Source organism: Salegentibacter haimaensis (assembly GCF_054121495.1).
The window spans coordinates 245074-264222 of record NZ_JBSYGH010000002.1; the positions used below are offsets into that span (position 1 = coordinate 245074).

The window sequence follows — 19149 nt, forward strand, 5'->3', positions numbered from 1 at the left end:
TAAGAAAATATGTTGGCTTAGAAAGGATAATTGATCCCTACATTATAAACGGCATTGCCAAAATTGTATCTTTTAAACCATCTTTCGCCGTCGGGCAGGGCAGGGTCGTAGGTTTTAAAGCCAATATCAAAACGCAGTACAAAAAAGTTAAAATCGTAGCGAAGTCCAAATCCCGACCCAACGGCGATATCCTTTAAATCTGAAAGTGAGGTGAAGGTTGCAGCTTCTTCTTCAACAATATCGAGCACATTCCAGATGTTTCCCGCGTCTATAAATACAGCACTGTGCAGGGCGCCAAAAAGATTGTATCTGTATTCCAGGTTGAAAGCCAGTTTCATATTGGCCTCGTTAAATTCATTACGGCCACCACTGCTCCCGGGGCCAAGATCGTAGGCCTGCCAGGCGCGGTTATCGTTGGGACCCCCGGCGAAAAAACTGCGCACAAACGGAATGCTGTTGGCATTTCCATAAGGAATAGCCGCCCCGCCAAAAGCCCTAAAAGCCAGGATATCCTCACGACCTATTTGCCAGTGTTTTATAAAATCAAGTTCGGTCTTTACATATTGAGAGAAACTCACTCCCAGCATCTCGTAATTACCATTTTCATTTCGTTCAAGGTCCAGGAGTTTTGAGGCCGCCTGTAAAGCATTTCCTGCGGTTTCAATTTTAAATCTGAAACGGGTAAATTCCTGGTCGTAAAGATTTTCTTTGGTATTCCATAAATAAGTGTAGTTGGAAGCGAAAATAAGGTTGTTTTCTGTTAGACGGTTTTTACGCTCCCTTACAAACCTTACCATTTGTCGTTGTTCATCGTTTAGCCCGGTGGTGAGCCCCGAATTATTGGTGACATCTCTTATGAAATTTTCGGCTCCGGTGGGGATGCTTAAACGGCCGTCGTCTCTCAAATAATTGGGATTTGTTACCACGTTTGGCGATTGAACAATTTCATTTAATTCGTTATAGGAATTACGATACACATTGAAATAATTATCGGTATTCAGGTTTCGTACGTATTGTAAATTAAGCAAATCCAGCCTGTGGGATAATTGCCTGTTGGGAGTCCAGCGATAATTGAGAATTCCCGAGAGGTTTTGTTTGTCCAAACCTATATTGTGCTGGGTGCTTAACCCCAGGCTCAAGCTGGTAAACGGAGACATATATTTCGGAATTAAAGCCTCGGTGTCCAGGGGTAAAAAGATTCTGGGGAAGGTCAGCTTTAAATCTGCCCCTACTTCTGTGATATCAAAAAACTGGTCTTTGTCGCGGGTGGTGGCAGCATCGGCCGAAGAACCTATACTTCCCCTTCCTGAAATCTCCAAATTTTCCAGGCCTCCAAATACATTTCGAATTAAAAGCGAACCTCCAAAACCTATCGCAAATTTCTGAATATTGCTTTGCGACACGTCAAAATCAAAACCTACCGAATATTTTGGTTGGGGGGTGAGAAAAATATTAGCTACCAGGTCTGTTCGTGTGGTATCGGCTGGATCCAATCCATATTGAATATTTGGATATTTGAAAACCCGCAAAGAATTCAATCGATTATAGGTGCGGGTACGATCTATATCGGTATAAATTTTACCGGGCCGCATAAACACTGCATCGGTGAGCGCCTCGGGTTTGTACTCCAGCTCGTCATAACTGTAAATGTGGTAGTCTTCAAAGCTGGTACTATCGGTTATGGGCCTGTTTCGGTTGGCATAGGTATAATCGGTGAAAATATTCACCTTGCTTATTTTGTGCACCTTGAAATCGGTAGTTTCTACCGTGTCCATTTGGGTGAACTTGCGATTGTTGATAATTACGGTGGTATTTACCTTGTTTTTCGTGTCTACTGTATCGGCCTCGAAACTTATAAATTCCTGGTCGAAATTATAAACCCCGTTATTTCTGAAAAGCTTGGTGAGCCGGTCTCTTTCAGCATTATAATCCAGGGTGCGGTATTGCACGTTCTCTTTGATTTCGGCTTCTTCGGTATGTGCCTGGTAAATAGAATCTATCACCTTAGATTCTATGCGTTCGCTAATAGAATCTACCATATAAGGCTGGCGGGTGGTGATATAGTACTCTACTTCAGCCCGCTTTTTGCCATCGGCGGGAATAATTTCATAATCGGTTTCCACATTAAACCAACCGTGATTCCAGTACCAGGATTGTAGACGGTTTACCGATTTTTTAGTTTCCTCTTCACTTACAATTACCGGAGCTTCCCCGGTTCTTTTAATCCATTTATTGAAATTTTCCCGGGAATGCAGGTATTTCTCATACTGCTTTCGGGAAAGTATAGCTTCCAATTTTGCGCTTTTGTCAGGGTCGCCCAGATATTTATGGTATAAGATCGAATCTATATTTGGCCTTGCGAGATTGTAAAAGTACAGGCGTAATGGAAGGCCCAGGAATTTTGTGTTAGGTTCCTGATAAAGCTGGTTGTAAATTCGCGATTCGTTAATCTTTTCACCATTTAGATAAATGGTGTTGTTGGTTAACAGCTTTTCATCATCTTCTACACGTTTAACAGCGTTGCAGGAAATCAATAAAAATATAAGTAGCGAAAATATTGATATTTTTGCGGAAAGCCGATTCAAGCAGTCGTTTTTAAGAAATCAAAAATACATTTTTTGCATGGTTAGCAAAAGCCAAATTAAGTTAATAAGAAGCCTCGCACAAAAAAAATACCGACTTAAAAATCAGTTGTTTTCGGTGGAAGGCAAAAAGTCGGTGATGGAGTTTCTGCGGGCCGGCTTTAAGCTGCGCAATTTATATGTTTCTGAAGATTTTGAAGAATTTTCCAATTATTCTCCTGAAATAGTTTCAGAAACAGATTTAAAAAAAATAAGCCAGCTCAAAACCCCGGCTGGGGTCCTGGCGATTTTTGAGATTCCCCAAAGCCGGCCGATAAAGGCTTCAGGCATAATGCTGGCTTTAGATGAAGTTCGTGATCCAGGTAATTTAGGTACTATCATAAGGCTTTGTGACTGGTTTGGGATCAACGAAATTATATGTTCTGAAAGCTGTGTTGATTGTTATAACCCAAAGGTGGTGCAGGCCAGTATGGGCTCCCTGGGGAGGGTAAATATCAATTATCTGAATCTTGAAAAGTTTTTGAAAGATTTACCTGCAGAAGTTCCTGTATTAGGAACCTTTATGGAAGGTGATAATATCTACCGGCAAAAACTGCCTGCTGAAGCTGTATTGGTTATGGGCAATGAAGCCAATGGCATTTCAGAAGAGATTAAAAAGCTTATCACTCAAAAAATAAATATCCCACGCTTCGGGGAATTTCAGCAAACCGAAAGTCTTAATGTGGCTACGGCTACAGCCATATGTTTAAGTGAACTTCGCAGAAATACTTAAATTACTGGAAAGTAAAATTCAGGAAAACCGCGCGGGTATGCATTGCATCCACCTGCCGGTACACCGAATCTACCATTTCGTTATTTAAAGTAAACACGCCCCGAATAGATGGGGTAAATTTGAAGTAAAATAAGTATAGATCTACTCCAATCCCCAATTCATAATTATAATTATTGGTTGTTAGGGGAGTATCAACGTCGGGATTGTTTTCGTTGCTGGACAGGTTAATGGAAGTTGATAATCCGCCCACTACAAAAGGTTTGAAATTGTTAAGCCTATCGGCCGAAAATTTTAATAAAAGCGGGATGTGAACGTAGGTGGCATTGATTTCTTCAACATCCTGGCTGTAAGGAGGGCGCAGGTTTCGGGTGTTAAAACTTACCCCGGGTTCGAGCCTAAGATCGAGGTTATTGGTAAGTTTTAGGTTTCCAATTAGCCCCACATTAAATCCCGGGTTGGTTTCTACGATTAAGTCGTTCCCGTTGGGAGCCACTTCACCATCATACTTAATTTTGAAATCATAGGTGTTAAACCCAAGATAATATCCCCAGGACCAACGCTGGCGGTCAAAATTTTCATTATTAAGAATACGCTCCCCAAATAGCTGGGCCTGGGCAGCCTGAGAACACATTATCACTAATGCAATCACCAAAAATTTTTTCATAAATTTATTTTGAAGCCGTGTAAATGGTGGCTACCCCAAAAGTTTGTGGGTCATCATTCACCTTATTAAACCCCGATTTTGCTAAAATATTGTTGAAGTCCTGTCCAAAAGGAAACGAAGCGGCACTTTTACTAAGGTAAGAATACGCCTGTTTGTCTTTTGAAAATAGTTTCCCAATTAGCGGTAAAATATAACCGGAATAAAAACTATAACCCTGTTTATATGGGAATCGGGTAGGGACCGAGGTTTCCAGAACTACAAAAATTCCGCCGGGTCTAAGTACCCGGTTTATTTCTTTTAAACCTTTTTCAAGGTTTTCAAAATTACGAACACCAAAAGCTACAGTAATGGCATCAAAAGAATTGTCATCAAAAGGCAAATTTTCAGAATCTCCCTGAATCATTTCAATTCTGTCTTCAAATTGTTTTGCAGCGATTTTTTTGCGACCCACGGCCAACATACCTTCAGAAAGGTCTAGGCCAACAATTTTATCGGCATTGGTTTCAGCTGCAATTTGAATGGCAAGATCTCCGGTTCCGGTAGCGATATCCAGCACCTCATTAGCCCCCGATTGTTTAACCAGCCCGATCACTTTTTTGCGCCATTTCACATCGGTGCCAAAGGAAATAACCCGGTTTAAACCATCATAGTTTTCAGAAATGTTGTCGAACATCTCTTCTACCTGTTTTTTCTTTAATTGGGAACCTTTATAGCCGGAAGCCTCTTTGCTCATTCTGTAGAATTTGCGCCAAAGATAAGGTATCTTAAAAAAATGACTTGTATTCTTTAAAAATTTGTTGTGGGGGGCTTTAGTTTTTGGTTTATCCAAAATAACATACCTTTGTTCTTCTTTTCAATTTCAAGCTGTTATATGAAGATAATTATCGCGGGGGCTGGAGAAGTAGGTTTTCATTTAGCAAAACTTCTATCTTTTGAGTCCCAGGATATTACCCTAATCGATACCAGTAGGGATAAACTGATATACGCCGATACGCATCTGGATATTCGAACGGTTAAAGGTGATGCTACTTCTATAGCTATTTTAAAAGATGCCCAGGTAAAGCATGTAGATATGCTTATCGCGGTTACCTCGAGCGAAGCCACAAATATTACCGTTTGTGTTTTAGCGAAACAGCTTGGCGCCAAAAGAACTATCGCCCGAATTTCCAATACCGAATTTCTTGAAAATAAAGATGAGATCGGATTTTCTCAATTTGGAATAGACGAGCTTATCTCTCCTGAAGCCCTTGCAGCCCGGGAAATTAGTTTGCTTTTAAACCAGTCGGCTTTTAACGATAGTTACGAGTTTGAAAACGGAGCGCTTACAATGATTGGCCTTAGCCTTTCTCATAATGCGCCCTTTGTTGGGAAAACCGTGCAGGAAGCCGGTCGTATTTTTCCTGAACTTAATTTTGTGCCTATCGCTATCCAACGCTACGGTACTCAATATACGCTCATTCCGCGTGGAGACACCGAGTTTAAGCGCGGCGACCAGGTGAATTTTATCACTTTGAAAAGCGGTGTGGAAAATCTTTACAAACTTACCGGGAAGAGCAAGCAGGAAATCAAAAACGTGATGATTCTCGGCGGAAGTAAAATAGGTCGTAAAACCGCTATCGATCTCTGCGGAAAGAATTTCAATGTAAAACTTATCGAACAGGTTAAACCAAAAGCCTACGACCTGGCCGATGAATTGCCCCGAACCCTTGTTATCTATGGGGACGGGCGAAATGTTGAACTTCTGGAAGAAGAAAACATTCACGATATGGATGCTTTTATTGCCGTTACAGGAAATTCGGAAACCAATATTATGTCCTGCCTGGTAGCTAAAAGCAAAAGCGTGAAAAAGACCATTTCCCTGGTTGAGAATATGGATTATTATCAGCTTAGCCATTCTATCGGTATCGATACGTTAATCAATAAAAAACTTCTGGCCGCAAATAACATCTTTAGATATGTGCGTAAAGGGGAGGTGGTTGCGATGACCAAAATCAATAATATGAATGCCGAATTACTGGAATTCATAGTTAAACCCGGTTCGCAGGTTTGCGACAAGCAGATTAAAAATTTAGACTTTCCACGTTCGGCTATAATTGGTGGAATTATTAGAAATGGAGAGGGAATTATAGCTTTGGGTGATTTTATGATTCGGGCCGGTGATAGGATTGTAGTTTGCTGTTTGCCAAGATCTATTAAAAAGGTTGAAAAACTCTTTTTGTAATGCCTAAACTTAATTACCAGATCATTCTGCACGTAATGGGGCTTTTATTGCTTTGCAATGGAGGCTTTATGTTAACCGCAGTACTTATAAGCTGGTACTACCAGGATGGCGTAACCCTTGAAATTTCTACCGCAGCTTTAATTACCTTATTTATCGGGGTTTTATTGATGTACTCGACAAGAGGACACAGCACCGATATGAAAAAACGCGAGGGTTATATCATCGTTACCTTCGGATGGATTTTTATGGCCCTTAGCGGTACCCTGCCTTATGTGATTAGCGAGTCAATTCCGGGCTTTACCAATGCTTTTTTTGAGACCATGTCGGGCTATACCACTACCGGTGCTTCCATATTAAATGATATAGAATCTATTCCCAAAGGGATTCTTTTTTGGCGAAGTCTTACTCATTGGATCGGCGGAATGGGAATTATAGTTTTAGCTATCGCGATTCTGCCACTTCTTGGAATTGGAGGGATGCAGCTTTTTGCCGCTGAAGCTCCCGGGCCCAATGCCGATAAATTAAAGCCCCGCATCACCGATACCGCCAAGCGACTCTGGTTAATTTATGTGTCTTACACTGTGGCTGAAACCATTTTGCTACGAGTGGCCGGGATGAGCTTTTTCGATGCGATAAATCATTCGCTTTCTACCCTATCTACAGGAGGTTTTTCGACTAAAAACCTGAGTATGGCTTATTGGAATGACCGGCCTGTGATTCAATATATCGTTATTGTTTTTATGATTCTGGCTGGATCGAATTTTGTATTGAGTTATTTTAGTTTTAAAGGCCGAATTCAAAAGGTTTTAAAAGACGACGAATTTAAATGGTATTTAACCTTTATAGCAGGTTTTACTTTAATTGCAGCCCTGCTCATTTATTTTGAAGCCGATGTGAGTTTATCCCAGGTAGAGCATCCTATGGTGTGGGGTGAGGCCGAGAGTGCCTTTCGACACGCCCTCTTCCAGGTCATTGCCATTATCACCACCACTGGCTTTGTTACAGCCGATTATACCATGTGGACTCCTTTTCTCACGGTGGTATTTTTTGGCTTGTTCTTTTTAGGCGGTTCGGCAGGATCTACTTCGGGTGGGGTAAAGGTAATGCGTCATATTATTATGATTAGAAACGGGATAACCGAGTTTAAGCGCAGCCTGCACCCCAATGCGATACTTCCGGTTCGGTTAAACGGAAAATCGATTAGCAATGATATTGTATTTAACATCCTGGGCTTTTTTATCCTTTATATGTTATCCTTTATAATTGGAGCCGTGGTTCTTGGAGGTTTAGGCCTTGATTTTGAAACTGCCATCGGAGGTGCCGCATCTTCCTTAGGAAATGTGGGGCCGGCATTGGGTGCATTAGGGCCGGTAAATAATTTCGATATCCTACCCGATGCCGGGAAATACTGGTGCTCCTTTTTAATGTTAATTGGGCGACTGGAATTATTTACGGTGCTTATTCTACTTACTCCCCATTTTTGGCGTAATCACTAATAAAAAAAAGGTCGGGCTTTCACCCGACCTTCTTTCATTTTAATTTCTGAAATTTATTCTGAAACTGCTTTTTTAATTCGCTGCAGTGCTTCCTCGATTTGTTCTTCGCTGGCCGCATAAGAAATTCGTATACAATCCGGATTTCCGAAGGCATCTCCGGTAACGGTGGCTACCAGAGCCTCTTCCAAAAGAAACATAGAAAAATCGGTGGCGTTTTCAATTTTATGTCCTTTTAAGGTTTTTCCGAAGAAATGAGAAATATTTGGAAATACATAAAAAGCACCCTGAGGCTCGGGAGTGACAAAGCCTTCGATATCATCTAATAGATCGATGATCAATTTCCTTCTTTTTTTGAAGGTATCGATCATATATGAAATTTTGCTCACAGGAGCTTCTAAGGCGGTAATCGTAGCTCTCTGGGCGATACAATTGGCGCCGCTGGTAATTTGGCCCTGCATCTTATTACAGGCGCGGGCTATCCAGGAGGGAGCGCCAATATATCCAATTCTCCAGCCCGTCATAGCAAAAGCTTTGGAAACTCCATTTACCGTAACTACCCGGTCGTACATATCGTCGAACTCTGCCATAGAGGCATGTTCTCCAACAAAATTGATATGCTCATAAATCTCGTCACTTACTACGATTATATTAGGGTGTTTCACCAAAACATCGGCCAGGGCTCGAAGTTCTTCTTTGGTGTAGAGCATCCCGCTGGGGTTACAGGGAGAGCTGTACCAAATCATTTTGGTTTTTGGAGTAATCGCTTTTTCCAGTTGCTGCGGAGTAATTTTAAAATCTGAATCTACTGTAGTAGGCAATTCAATCGGAACTCCTTCAGCAAGTTTTACGATTTCAGCATAACTAACCCAATAAGGACAGGGCAATAAAACTTCGTCGCCCGGATTCAAAAGAACCATTGCTACATTAGCCAAAGATTGTTTGGCTCCTGTAGAAACCACTATTTGGGAAGGCTCATAGCTTAGGTTATTATCTCTTTTGAATTTGTTGATAATGGCATTCTTCAACTCGACATAACCATCTACCGGCGTGTAAGTGTTGTAATTATCGTTTATGGCTTGTATAGCCGCTTCTTTGATAAAATCGGGGGTGTTGAAGTCGGGTTCTCCCAGGCTAAGACCAATAATGTCCTTTCCTTCGGCTTTTAATTCACGCGCTTTGGCAGCCATCGCCAGGGTTTGAGAAGTCGCCAGATTGTTGATTCGGTTAGAAAGTTGTTCTTTCATTTTGAAAATGCTTAAAGTTTAAAAATTTCGTTTACAGCCTTGCTGCGCGTGTGGTTTTGAATTTCTTCCAATTTTGGAGAGAAACACCGGTAAAGGTAAAATTTTCTGAAAATTGAAAGAATTAATTCCACCTCAATTTTATGTATTTTTGCGACAAAACTGAAGGCCTTGGATTTAATTACAAAATACTTTCCCAATTTAACCGAAGATCAAAAGCAAAAATTCGCAAAACTCGAAGAACTATATAAAGATTGGAATGTAAAAATCAATGTGGTTTCCCGAAAAGATATCGATGAACTTTACCTGCGGCACGTATTGCATTCGTTGGGTATTGCTAAAATTCAGGACTTTAAACCCGGGGCCAAAATTCTTGACGTGGGAACAGGAGGCGGCTTTCCCGGTATTCCGCTGGCGATATTGTTTCCGGAAACCAATTTTCACCTGGTAGATTCTATAGGAAAGAAAATAAAAGTAGTTGATGAAGTAGTTGCAGGCCTCGAACTTACAAACGTGAAAACTACCAATTCCAGGGTTGAAGAAATTCCCGGGCAGTTCGATTTTATCGTGAGTCGCGCCGTGGCAGCGATGCCCACCTTCGTACACTGGACGAAGGGTAAAATTGCTAAAAAAAATCAGCATGAATTCAAGAACGGGATACTGTATTTAAAAGGCGGCGATCTTTCCGAAGAATTAAAAGATTATCCGAAAGCCCGAATATTTGAGCTTTCAGATTATTTTGAGGAGGAATTTTACGAAACCAAAAAAGTGGTGTATCTACCGCTTAAGTTTAAAGGCTAGTCTCTTTTTTTGAATAAAAATTTACCCGAATAACTTTCCTGAGCAGTCATCACTTTAACTATATAAACTGCATTGCTTAATGGATTTTTAAGGCGCAGGCGTATATCTTTTTGAATGGGTTGATTTCCAAAACTCGCAACTTCCTGGCCAGTTATCGAGTAGATTTTAAGCTGCTGAATATCGAGTAAATCGGGGTTTAGAAGATGGATTTGTTGTTCCTGATGATAATAACGGATGCTAAGATTGATTTCGCTAAAATCCCCCTCAACATTTTCAGTTTGAGGTTGGCTGAAAACTATTTCATATTGGTCGTTGTTCTCTCCTTCTGAAGTTATCTGGCTGGTGTAAGCTTCCTTCCTTAAATCGTGATAAGTGCTATCATATTTATTCTTCAAAAATACAGGAAGATTATCGGGGAAGTTCTCCAAACTATCGATAGAGATTTCCATCCTGCCGGGTTTGGCAGTTTTTAGACCCAAGGGTAAAACCTGATCTGGATTAAAATTGGGAACCCCCTGAATCACAAATTCGACATCCTTGATAAGCCAATACATGTCTTCCAGGTTGTTATCTATCATTGGCGCATCATAACCCAGGTCGAAATCATTGGTCGTATTGGCATCGGCTGTGGCCAAAAGTTGTCTATGATAACCTGCCGGAGACTTGAATTTAAGTCGAAGTTTGTACCGGGTATCCTGTTTGTATTCGGCCTGTTTTTCTTTGGAATGTTCTTCGGGTCGCAGGAACCTTGATTCTGAAATCGTTTCTTTTTTGAAAATACGCTGGTTATTTTTGAATAGCACATTACCACCGCTAATTGAATAGTTTCCTGAAACCGCGTCGTCTAGCACAGTATTTACAAAAAAGCCCTGCCCAACCGGCACATAACGTTGTGGTACTTTGCTTCCTTCCTTATCTGTACTATTGTTTATTCGGAAATCTGTTGAAGCTGCCGGTGCTCCTCCCGAAAGGTTATAAGTGGCATAGCCTCCCACATATTCTCTTAATACGTGTGAGTTCTCCTGCCCGAAATGATCCCAGAAATATAAGGCTCCGTTAAAGACATTCTGGGAATTTCGTCCCCCGTTTATATCCTTAAGGTTATCCCGTAAAAATTCATCGGCATCGAGGGCTGAAGGATATGGATTTCCAACCAGGCGATTTTCATTATTTGAAATATTTAAGGCTATGGTTCCGTTATTTGGTTTTCCCTGAAATATGTAGTTCTGTTGGTCACTGATGGCCGCCTGTCCTGAAGTTCCTTTCATTGTGAAACCTTCACCGGCTTTAAGCTCGCCGGTATGGCCTATCCAACGCCAGTGCCCATAAGAATTGGCATCTCCGTGAAATTTGTGTAGCCAATAGGTACTTATTCGCTTATTCCCGGAATAACTCGCATCGGCGTGAGTGTGGGCGTAAGCAAAGCTTAAGTCTTGGGGACTGTTTGTGTTTGTTCCATCTTTCAATATGGAAGCAATTGTATAACCAGAATTATTAGCTGTGTTCTGCCTGCTTACCGGGGCACTCCAATAATTATAATTAAATGAATTCTGAGTACCCTGCTGGTCTCTTTCAATATAACCAGAACTGGTTTCATCCAAAATACTACCCGAGGTTTGCACCAACTGGGATTCTCCATTAAGATCTATGAATCCGTCGAGTTTTAGGTAATGAGTAATGCGCAATTCATTGCCCGATTCATTATTAGTTCCCTGCATTTCAAGATCCTGCCCGGATTCATTAAAAAGGCCAAGCAGTTTAATATCCTTATTGTTCGAGTTAAGATTGTGTTTTTGAACAGCGATGTTCCAGTTTATTTCCTCTCCGTTAATACCCTTGTCGTTAGGAAAAGTCCAGAATTTGGTGGAGTTGGAGTCCCAGCTACTTCTATTATGCCAAGCTCCTCCATTGTTTGATTCATAGGGCATTGGAGCGGTGTTTTCTTGCATATCCTGAATGTTTTTGAGTAAACCATTCGCAGTTGCGCCAATATTTCCAAGATTACCTGTAAAACCATCACCAATAAGATTATTTTGTGCTAAGAGCTGATAATAACCATTTAACTTAGTCCAGGTAATAGCTTCAGGAGCATTGGGAAGATTTAAGTTATTTCCAAGTACTGCACCACTCACGTTATCTCCTTCTTTTTCAAGGCGTTGGTTCATAAAAAACCTTATTTGGGTCGCGCTAATTGCTCCTTCCCAAATTCTTACCTCTTCAATATAGCCTTCAAAATGATCTTTGCTTTCTATAATTTCATTTGGAGCATAGGTTGCACCAATAAGTGCAGGGGTTTCTGTAGCGGCAACCGAATTTGGAATATTGCTGGCATTTGTTTGAATTTCAATACCATCTACATAGATTTTAAGTTGAGAACCTGGATTGTAAACAGCGGCAATATGGAACCACCGATTTGTATTGACTTTACTGCCCGAAACTACACTTTTGTCAAGTACCCTAAAGGTTGGTGCACCATTATTAAGAGAAAGATCGTAGCCGGCATTTTGATTTTCGGAGGACCTTTTTGAAAAAATTGTTTTTGTTCCAGAAGTTGAATGTGGTTTTATCCACGCCTCTATTGAAAATCCTGCACTAAAATTGTAATGATTACCAAGATCTACAAAGTCATCTATACCATCAAAATTTAACTGGCTACAGGAAGGTGGGAAAAAAACTTCGATATCTCTGGAAACAATACAGGTTGGATTTGAAGCGGAAGTAACACGCCACGTGAGGGTATATGCCTTACCAGCCTGCCCTGTTAAGCTTGTGTTCGGATTGGTTGGATCTCCCAATAATTCTGTTTCCCCATTATTGTAGGACCAACTACCAGTTCCAATTTCAGGGTCTACCGGGGATGCGGCAAGCCATATAGTCCTTACTCCACATTCTGAGATTTCAGGAGTTTCTCCGGCATTGATCTCGGGAGGAGTTAGTGTGGTAAATGTTTTAACTTCAGCAGAACAATTTTCACTTGAACTTACCAGAAATGTATAAGCTTTACCTCCCTGGAGACCTGAAATTATAAATTGTTCATCAGTAATATTATAAGTAATCTGGTCTTCACTTAAACTTACAGAATTTCCTTCGGAATTCAATATATCCAGTTGGTACGGAATGTTATCTGCGTCAACAGTTTCTTCAGCAAAAAGTCCGCCGCTTACTGGTATCGTAACTACAGCTCCAAAATCACCAAAACAGGAGGCTTCTTCCAATTCTATAGGATTTCCTACCAATAATTTTTCAGGCTGTTTTATGGTTATGGTATCTGACCTTACAGTACAGGAACTGGCATCAGTAACATCAACATAATAATCTCCTGCTATCAGGTTATCTGCTACTCTTCCTGTTTGGCCATTACTCCATTGGTAGGAGAAAGGGCTTGTGCCCGTATTTTCAGCTATAATAACTTCTATTTGCCCATTGTTTCCTTCAAAACAAGCCACATCTTGAGGAACGAGTTCTAGTACAGGACTTAAATTAAAAATTATATTTATCGTGTCACTTACTGATTCACATATTGCTCCTGTATCCTGATCTGAAGTTAGGATTAATTCGATTTCGCCGGAATTTATCTCATCTTCATTAGGATTATAGGTTGTATTAATGCTGTTAGGATTAGTAAATCGAGAATTATCGCCATTAATGGTAGTCCAAAAACCTGTTTTAATTGTTGGATGAGTAATTGAAGCTTCAGAAAGATCTATTACCGGTTCGTTAGAACAAATTACCATATTCTCTCCAGCATGTACTACAGCTTTTTGAATTATCTCTACTGTAGTGGTTTTTGATTCAAGATTACATCCATAGAAATCGGTGATTTGCAGAGAGTATTCACCGGCCATTTCTGGGGTAGCGTTAGGAATACTTAGAGTGTCTGCTGCCGCTAAGTCTTCTTGTTCTGTAATTGTGGTAGAGTGGCTAAAACCATTGGGGCCTGTCCAGTCAAAAGTAATAGGTAAACGGCCGCCATCTAAATTGGCGGTTAACTCTATAGTTTCATTTTCGCAAACTGGCCCATTATTTTCTGGAGTAAACTCAAAATCGAAAGACCTAAAGGCTGAGAAAGAAATATCATCTATTCCAAAATCGTTTCCATCTCTTACCGGGTTTTCATTAATGATTTTAAGTACAACTTCAGTGTTAGACCCAGAATTCCATACTTGGGGATTATAGAATTGAATCCATTCGCCACTGGGTAATCCTGTAAGATCCCCTAAATTACTTTCAGCCAGAGGTGTATTCTGGCCGGGTAAAGTTATAACTAATCTTAATCTTGCTTCTTCTCGGGCAACTAGATTAGAGGTCCAGGCGCTAAAATAATAATCTGTATCTGGGGTAATTGTTATAGGATCTGTTTGCCACACCACATTTCCCTGACTTGGATCTCCATTTACAATCATGAAATTCCCCGATCCTCCATGTCCAAATCCATAGAAATCATTATGGTAATCTCTGGCATTATTATCAACAGCATAATCTCCTTCTGGGTATAAATTCCCTCCTGGTGCAACATATCTGTAAACCGTGCTAAAACCTGTATTTCCATCTTCAAAATCACCATTAGTAACTAAATTTTCACTAGGTGTTATGGAGGTTGAGGCTTCACAACCATCTTTCGTGACAAATAAGGTATATGTCTGAGCCAGGTTGATATCAATAGAAGCACCGTTAGATATTATTTCACCTGGAGATTCCCATCTGTAAGTATCATATTCTTGATCTGCAGAAAGTCTTATCTTATTTGATTCTTCAAAAGCACAATAATCTGCAACTATTCTTGGTTGAAGTGGATCTTTAACTATTACCTTTACAGATTTACTTCCCTGGTTACAAATATCTTCATTTTCAATATCGTATGTATAAGTAGCAGTAAAAACCGTAGTTTCGGTAACCTGGCCAATATCTTCTGGTAATAAATTTGGTTTGTTTTCTACTCGCCAATTTGCATCGTCTGAACGAGTCCAGTAAACTGAAGAGCTTGTAGCTGATTCACTCGTTATATTTATATTATCAATAGCCCAATAATCTCTTTCGTTTCCACCTCCATTATAACGAAATCTCAATATTAAATTTTCGTGCCCTGAAGGAAGTGTAAATTCACCTGAAGAAGCGAAATTGTTTGGAGAACCTTGAGGATTATTATAACTCTGGTTTTGCTCTATTCGCTGCCAGTTATTTCCCCCGTTAATTGAGTATTCTATAAAACCCCTACCACTGGAGTTTCTGAAATAATGATCAAAAGTAAGGCGAATATTACTTTGACCAACAGTATTAATTGGTGGACTTATTAATCGACTATTATTAACGTTGTTTTGGCCATTTAATAAAAAATATCGATTACCATTTGGACTATCGAAATTTACATCTGAACAAAAAATCCACCAATAACAATTTTCATAAGCTAATCTGCCATCATTGGCCCTACTCCAATTAGGAGAACCGGAAGAAGACCACCCCTGGTTTCCGTTTTCAAAATTGTAATTGAGATTAAGCGGTTCCGCCGATTCCTGATTTAAGGTAGAGCTCGAATATAATTTTATATCATTAATCTCGGCCGGACTTGAAGGTGAACAGATTTCTATTTCCTGTACTGCATCGTTTTTAGATTGATTAGCCATCGATACACCAGCTTCTACTATAGGAGCGGGTTTCACATCAACAAAAACACTTTCGGTCTTTGGATTACAACTGCCGTAAGCAAAACTGTAAACAAATTCAACCCTGTTTATTCTAGTATCAGTAGAGTTGGTTAAGGTTGTGTTTATAGCTCCCGTGCCGGAAGTTTTAGTAGCACTTATTCCATTTCTAGGCACCATTTCCCACGAAAACGTGGAATTGGAAATATCGAGCCCATTATTGGTGTCAAATTCTTGTCCACTACAAACTTCAAAGGTTTTATCTCCTGTTAATTTTGGTGAAGGACTTACAGGAACCTCAATAATAATTGGATTTTCTTCCCCAACTACACATCCGTTTTCAGATTCAATTATAATTTCATATTCCACCGTGATAGTTGACTGAGAATTGTTAGTCAATATGTCTTCAATATTTCCTTCACCACTTTCTGTTCCATTAATTCCTTCTCTTTCTCTTCTAACCCAGTAATAATTTTTAGCTGGAATATTACTTTCAAATTCATAATAAAATGAAGCCCCAGAACATACTTCATCCACTATGGCTGAACTGGTGAGTTTAGGAGTGATTTGTGTGATTATAACTTCCTTTGTGTTAGAGCAACCCTGTGCACTCTCACCTTTAATAAAATATGTTCCCAGCCCAACTTCTTTAGGATTGCTCACTTCTAAAGTAGCGTCCTCATCTTCCCAGTAAGTGTAAGTTAAATTATTATTGTTCTTTATCGAGGAGTTGGTTAGATCTACACTTGTAACACATTCAGGGATGGTGATGTCAAAATCAGGTGTGGGATTTACTGTAATTGATATTGGAATGGTTGCCCCACTGCAATTATTTGCATCCGGGGTAATTCGATAAATTACAGTTTGCGCCTGGGAAGTAGTATTAATAAGCTCTTGTTCAATTGTTCCTTCGGTAGCTAAACTTCCACTTGCGGCACCTTCTATACCTGCTGGTGCAACAACCGTCCAGGTAAACCCTGTGTTGTTTACAGAACTCGATAATGAAATATTTGTTGTTTCTTCGGAACAGATTTGATTGCTAAATGAAGCGACTACAACCGGACTAGGTTTTACAGTTATTGGAACTTCTACAGTTTCACCAATACAGCCGTTAGCTTTTGGGGTGATTTTTATTGTAGCATTAACGGGAGCATCTGAATTATTGACCGGAGTAAAAGAAGGGATTTCAGTCACCCCCGATTTATTGGATAGTCCAATAGAAGAACCACCGGTTATGTCATAGGTAATACCACTAAAATTTGGGGACAATGGTATTGCCTGGGTGGGTGCACCATTACAAAATTCTGGAATTTCTGGAATTTCAAACTGAGGTTTCGGCTTTACTTCAATTGTAAAGGTTTGGGTTTCACCAACGCAATTATTTGCAGAAGGTATAAGGGAAATTGTTGCAATTTGTGCCTGGTTGGTACCATTTGCGGCAATAAATGAAGCGATGTTACCAGTCCCGTTAGCGTTTAGACCTATTTGTGTATTGTCATTGGTCCATTCCACAATACTTCCATCTACCGAAAAATTGGAAAGATCTATAGTACTAATTGTTTCTCCCTCACAAATTTCAATATCGTTTGGGATTGTTATGGAGGGAGTAGGATTTATAGTTATTTGAAAGTTTTTGGGTTCTCCCTGGCAATTTCCGCCAAAAGGAATCACAGTAAAGTTTACAACGACAGGTTCGCTACTATTATTCTTGGCGGTAAATGCTGGGATGTTGCCTGTTCCGCTCGAAGCAAGCCCAATATCTGTATTGCTGTTTTTTTCGTAAGACCATTGGAATGAGGTAGTATTTTCTCCTGAAAAATTAATGTCAGGAACTGTTTCTGTATTACAAAATGCACTATTATTTATGTTAGGGATCTCTACTGTGGGTTCTGGAATTATAATTTCCTGAGTGGCTGTAACAAAATTTCCTGAATCATCGGTAAACGTCCAGGTAATAGAATAGGTTCCAAAACCTTCGAATACCAAGTCATCATTAGTTGTAGCGGTTATTTCTCCTGAGCAATTGTCGTTAGTGGTAGGGAAATCTTTGATTTCATCTTCACACGTCCATTCGAGGGCCGGTATATTTGGCGTTACCGGATCTATATTATCTTCTACGATAACGGTAGCTGTTTCTGAAGCTGAATTTCCATTTTCATCGGTGGCGGTTAATGTAACAATATTGTCACCAATATTGGAGCAGTTAAAAGTGCTGGTATCTAAACTAAGATTTTGAATTCCACAGGCGTCATTAGAGCCATTATCAATATCTTCAGTTGTAATGCTGGCGTGTCCGTTGGCATCGAGTTGAACCCTGATATTCTGGGTGATAACTTCTGGATCGATATTGTCCTGTACCGTTACGGTAGCATCTTTATAAGCTGAATTTCCATTGTTGTCCGTAATGGTTAGGGTCACCGTGTTATTGCCAATATTTGAACAGTTGAAGCTGTTAACATTCAGACTCAAATTTTGAATTCCACAGGTGTCGTTAGAACCATTGTTAATATCTTCAGGAGTTATGCTAGCTTGGCCATTTGCATCGAGCTGAACCGTGATGTCCTGCGTGATTACCTGGGGTTTTACATTGTCTTCTACGGTCACAGTTGCTATTGCTGAATTGGTATTCCCATTTATATCGGTAACGCTTAGCGTGACAGTGTTCGCACCCACATTGGTGCAATCGAAATTATTCGGACTAACAGATATAGTGTCGATGCCACAGTTATCAGAAGAACCATTATTGATATCGCTGGCCTGAATAGATGCAGTTCCATTATTGTTTAATTGTACTGTTAAATTCCGGGTAGCTACAACTGGTTTTACATCGTCCTGGAAAGTAACGGTAAATGTGTCAGAAGCCTGTTCTCCCTCGCCATCTGTAACGGTAACCGAATACTGACCGGGCGATAAATTATTCAAGGATTCAGAGTTTCCAGAAGAACCATCGCTCCAGGAAATTGTATATGGTGTGGTACCACCCGATATTTCAATTAGTAAGCTACCATCGCTGGCATTTTCACAGCTAGCCGGATTATTTTCTTTTAAAGATATTGTAGGTGCATTGTAAAGCACGAAACCTACGAAATATCCTTTTGCAGTTCCTTTGGAACCAGGAATCGGCGAAGGACCTTCATAGTTTAAAGCCATAGCAGAAGTGGGGAGCAATGTGATAATGCTCCAGAAAAAAACCGCTAAAAAAACTCGGGAGGTAATTTCACCCATAGGCTCCTTAATTATAAATAATTGATAAAATTAATTATAATTTCTGAACCTTAACAATTTTTCAAAAGAAATATTTCGTTTAAAAGCCTTGTTTTCAGGTTTTAAGCGAAAACAATTTTAAGTCTTTTTGTGCGAAAAAACTTACATTATTTCATAAGAAATTTTTGGTTTTTAGCTCCTCCCGGGGTTAAGATTTTGACTATATAAACACTGGAATTTATGGGGCGTACATTTAACTTAATTTCTTTTTGTAGTGGAATGTTGACAAAATTCTGAATTTGTTTTCCAACCAGGTCAAATAACATTACTTCGGTTATTTCAATTTCGTGAGGGTTTAAGATCATAAGTTCTCTTCGGCTGTGGTCGTATCTTACTCCTAAGCCCTCAAGAATTTCGGGTGTAATTGTTCCAGGATTGGTAATCACCGGCGGCTGGAGTTGCTACCTTTACTCGGACATAAAATTTAAGACTGTTTGTTACAAAACAAATATCTTAGAAACATGAAAAA

The 19149-nt window shown here is 39.9% G+C and carries 10 protein-coding genes; 4 read left to right on the forward strand and 6 right to left on the reverse strand.

Going from position 1 to position 19149, the window contains the following annotated elements; translation table 11 throughout:
• Positions 1–17: 17 nt before the first annotated feature.
• The gene (gene tamL, locus ACW6QP_RS04425) at positions 18–2585 is read right to left on the reverse strand and encodes a translocation and assembly module lipoprotein TamL (protein ID WP_457909635.1); all 2568 of its coding nucleotides are present in this window, start codon (positions 2583–2585) and stop codon (positions 18–20) included.
• Between the two features lie 37 nt (positions 2586–2622).
• On the opposite strand from tamL, the gene ACW6QP_RS04430 reads away from it, so the two are divergent.
• Positions 2623–3354 carry a TrmH family RNA methyltransferase gene (locus ACW6QP_RS04430; RefSeq protein WP_457909636.1) on the forward strand — a complete coding sequence of 244 codons (732 nt, stop codon included), beginning with the start codon at positions 2623–2625 and terminating at the stop codon, positions 3352–3354.
• 1 nt (position 3355) lies between these two features.
• On the opposite strand, the gene porT is transcribed toward ACW6QP_RS04430, so the two are convergent.
• Both porT and ubiE read right to left on the reverse strand, forming a co-directional pair.
• The gene (gene porT / locus ACW6QP_RS04435) at positions 3356–4018 is read right to left on the reverse strand and encodes a type IX secretion/gliding motility protein PorT/SprT (protein WP_457909637.1); all 663 of its coding nucleotides are present in this window, start codon (positions 4016–4018) and stop codon (positions 3356–3358) included.
• Positions 4019–4022: 4 nt separating this feature from the next.
• Positions 4023–4751 (reverse strand): bifunctional demethylmenaquinone methyltransferase/2-methoxy-6-polyprenyl-1,4-benzoquinol methylase UbiE, encoded by a 729-nt coding sequence (gene ubiE / locus ACW6QP_RS04440; protein ID WP_457909638.1) that lies wholly within the window; start codon positions 4749–4751, stop codon positions 4023–4025.
• Between the two features lie 138 nt (positions 4752–4889).
• Here ubiE and trkA point away from each other — a divergent pair, with 138 nt between their 5' ends.
• The gene (gene trkA / locus ACW6QP_RS04445; RefSeq protein WP_457909639.1) at positions 4890–6239 is read left to right on the forward strand and encodes a Trk system potassium transporter TrkA; all 1350 of its coding nucleotides are present in this window, start codon (positions 4890–4892) and stop codon (positions 6237–6239) included.
• Positions 6239–7735 (forward strand): TrkH family potassium uptake protein, encoded by a 1497-nt coding sequence (locus ACW6QP_RS04450; protein ID WP_457909640.1) that lies wholly within the window; start codon positions 6239–6241, stop codon positions 7733–7735. Before trkA ends, ACW6QP_RS04450 begins: the two co-directional genes overlap by 1 nt.
• 53 nt (positions 7736–7788) lie before the next feature.
• Here the strand turns inward: ACW6QP_RS04450 and ACW6QP_RS04455 are convergent, their stop codons facing one another.
• Positions 7789–8979: a pyridoxal phosphate-dependent aminotransferase gene (locus tag ACW6QP_RS04455; protein ID WP_457909641.1), complete on the reverse strand. Its 1191-nt coding sequence runs from the start codon at positions 8977–8979 to the stop codon at positions 7789–7791.
• 168 nt (positions 8980–9147) lie between these two features.
• Here ACW6QP_RS04455 and rsmG point away from each other — a divergent pair, with 168 nt between their 5' ends.
• Positions 9148–9777 carry a 16S rRNA (guanine(527)-N(7))-methyltransferase RsmG gene (gene rsmG / locus ACW6QP_RS04460; protein WP_457909642.1) on the forward strand — a complete coding sequence of 210 codons (630 nt, stop codon included), beginning with the start codon at positions 9148–9150 and terminating at the stop codon, positions 9775–9777.
• Here rsmG and ACW6QP_RS04465 read toward each other — a convergent pair.
• Both ACW6QP_RS04465 and ACW6QP_RS04470 read right to left on the reverse strand, forming a co-directional pair.
• A complete protein-coding gene (locus tag ACW6QP_RS04465) occupies positions 9774–18641 on the reverse strand; it encodes a PKD-like domain-containing protein (protein WP_457909643.1) in 8868 nt (2955 codons plus the stop codon). The genes rsmG and ACW6QP_RS04465 overlap by 4 nt on opposite strands.
• A 146-nt stretch (positions 18642–18787) precedes the next feature.
• The gene (locus ACW6QP_RS04470) at positions 18788–19066 is read right to left on the reverse strand and encodes a T9SS type A sorting domain-containing protein (protein ID WP_457909644.1); all 279 of its coding nucleotides are present in this window, start codon (positions 19064–19066) and stop codon (positions 18788–18790) included.
• Positions 19067–19149: the final 83 nt, after the last annotated feature.

Excerpts from the sequence above, each read along its gene's own strand:
- ACW6QP_RS04430 (WP_457909636.1), top strand. The coding sequence starts at position 2,623 with ATGGTTAGCAAAAGCCAAATTAAGTTAATAAGAAGCCTCGCACAAAAA.
- porT (WP_457909637.1), bottom strand. The coding sequence starts at position 4,018 with ATGAAAAAATTTTTGGTGATTGCATTAGTGATAATGTGTTCTCAGGCT.
- ubiE (WP_457909638.1), bottom strand. The coding sequence starts at position 4,751 with ATGAGCAAAGAGGCTTCCGGCTATAAAGGTTCCCAATTAAAGAAAAAA.
- trkA (WP_457909639.1), top strand. The coding sequence starts at position 4,890 with ATGAAGATAATTATCGCGGGGGCTGGAGAAGTAGGTTTTCATTTAGCA.
- ACW6QP_RS04450 (WP_457909640.1), top strand. The coding sequence starts at position 6,239 with ATGCCTAAACTTAATTACCAGATCATTCTGCACGTAATGGGGCTTTTA.
- ACW6QP_RS04455 (WP_457909641.1), bottom strand. The coding sequence starts at position 8,979 with ATGAAAGAACAACTTTCTAACCGAATCAACAATCTGGCGACTTCTCAA.
- ACW6QP_RS04465 (WP_457909643.1), bottom strand. The coding sequence starts at position 18,641 with ATGGGTGAAATTACCTCCCGAGTTTTTTTAGCGGTTTTTTTCTGGAGC.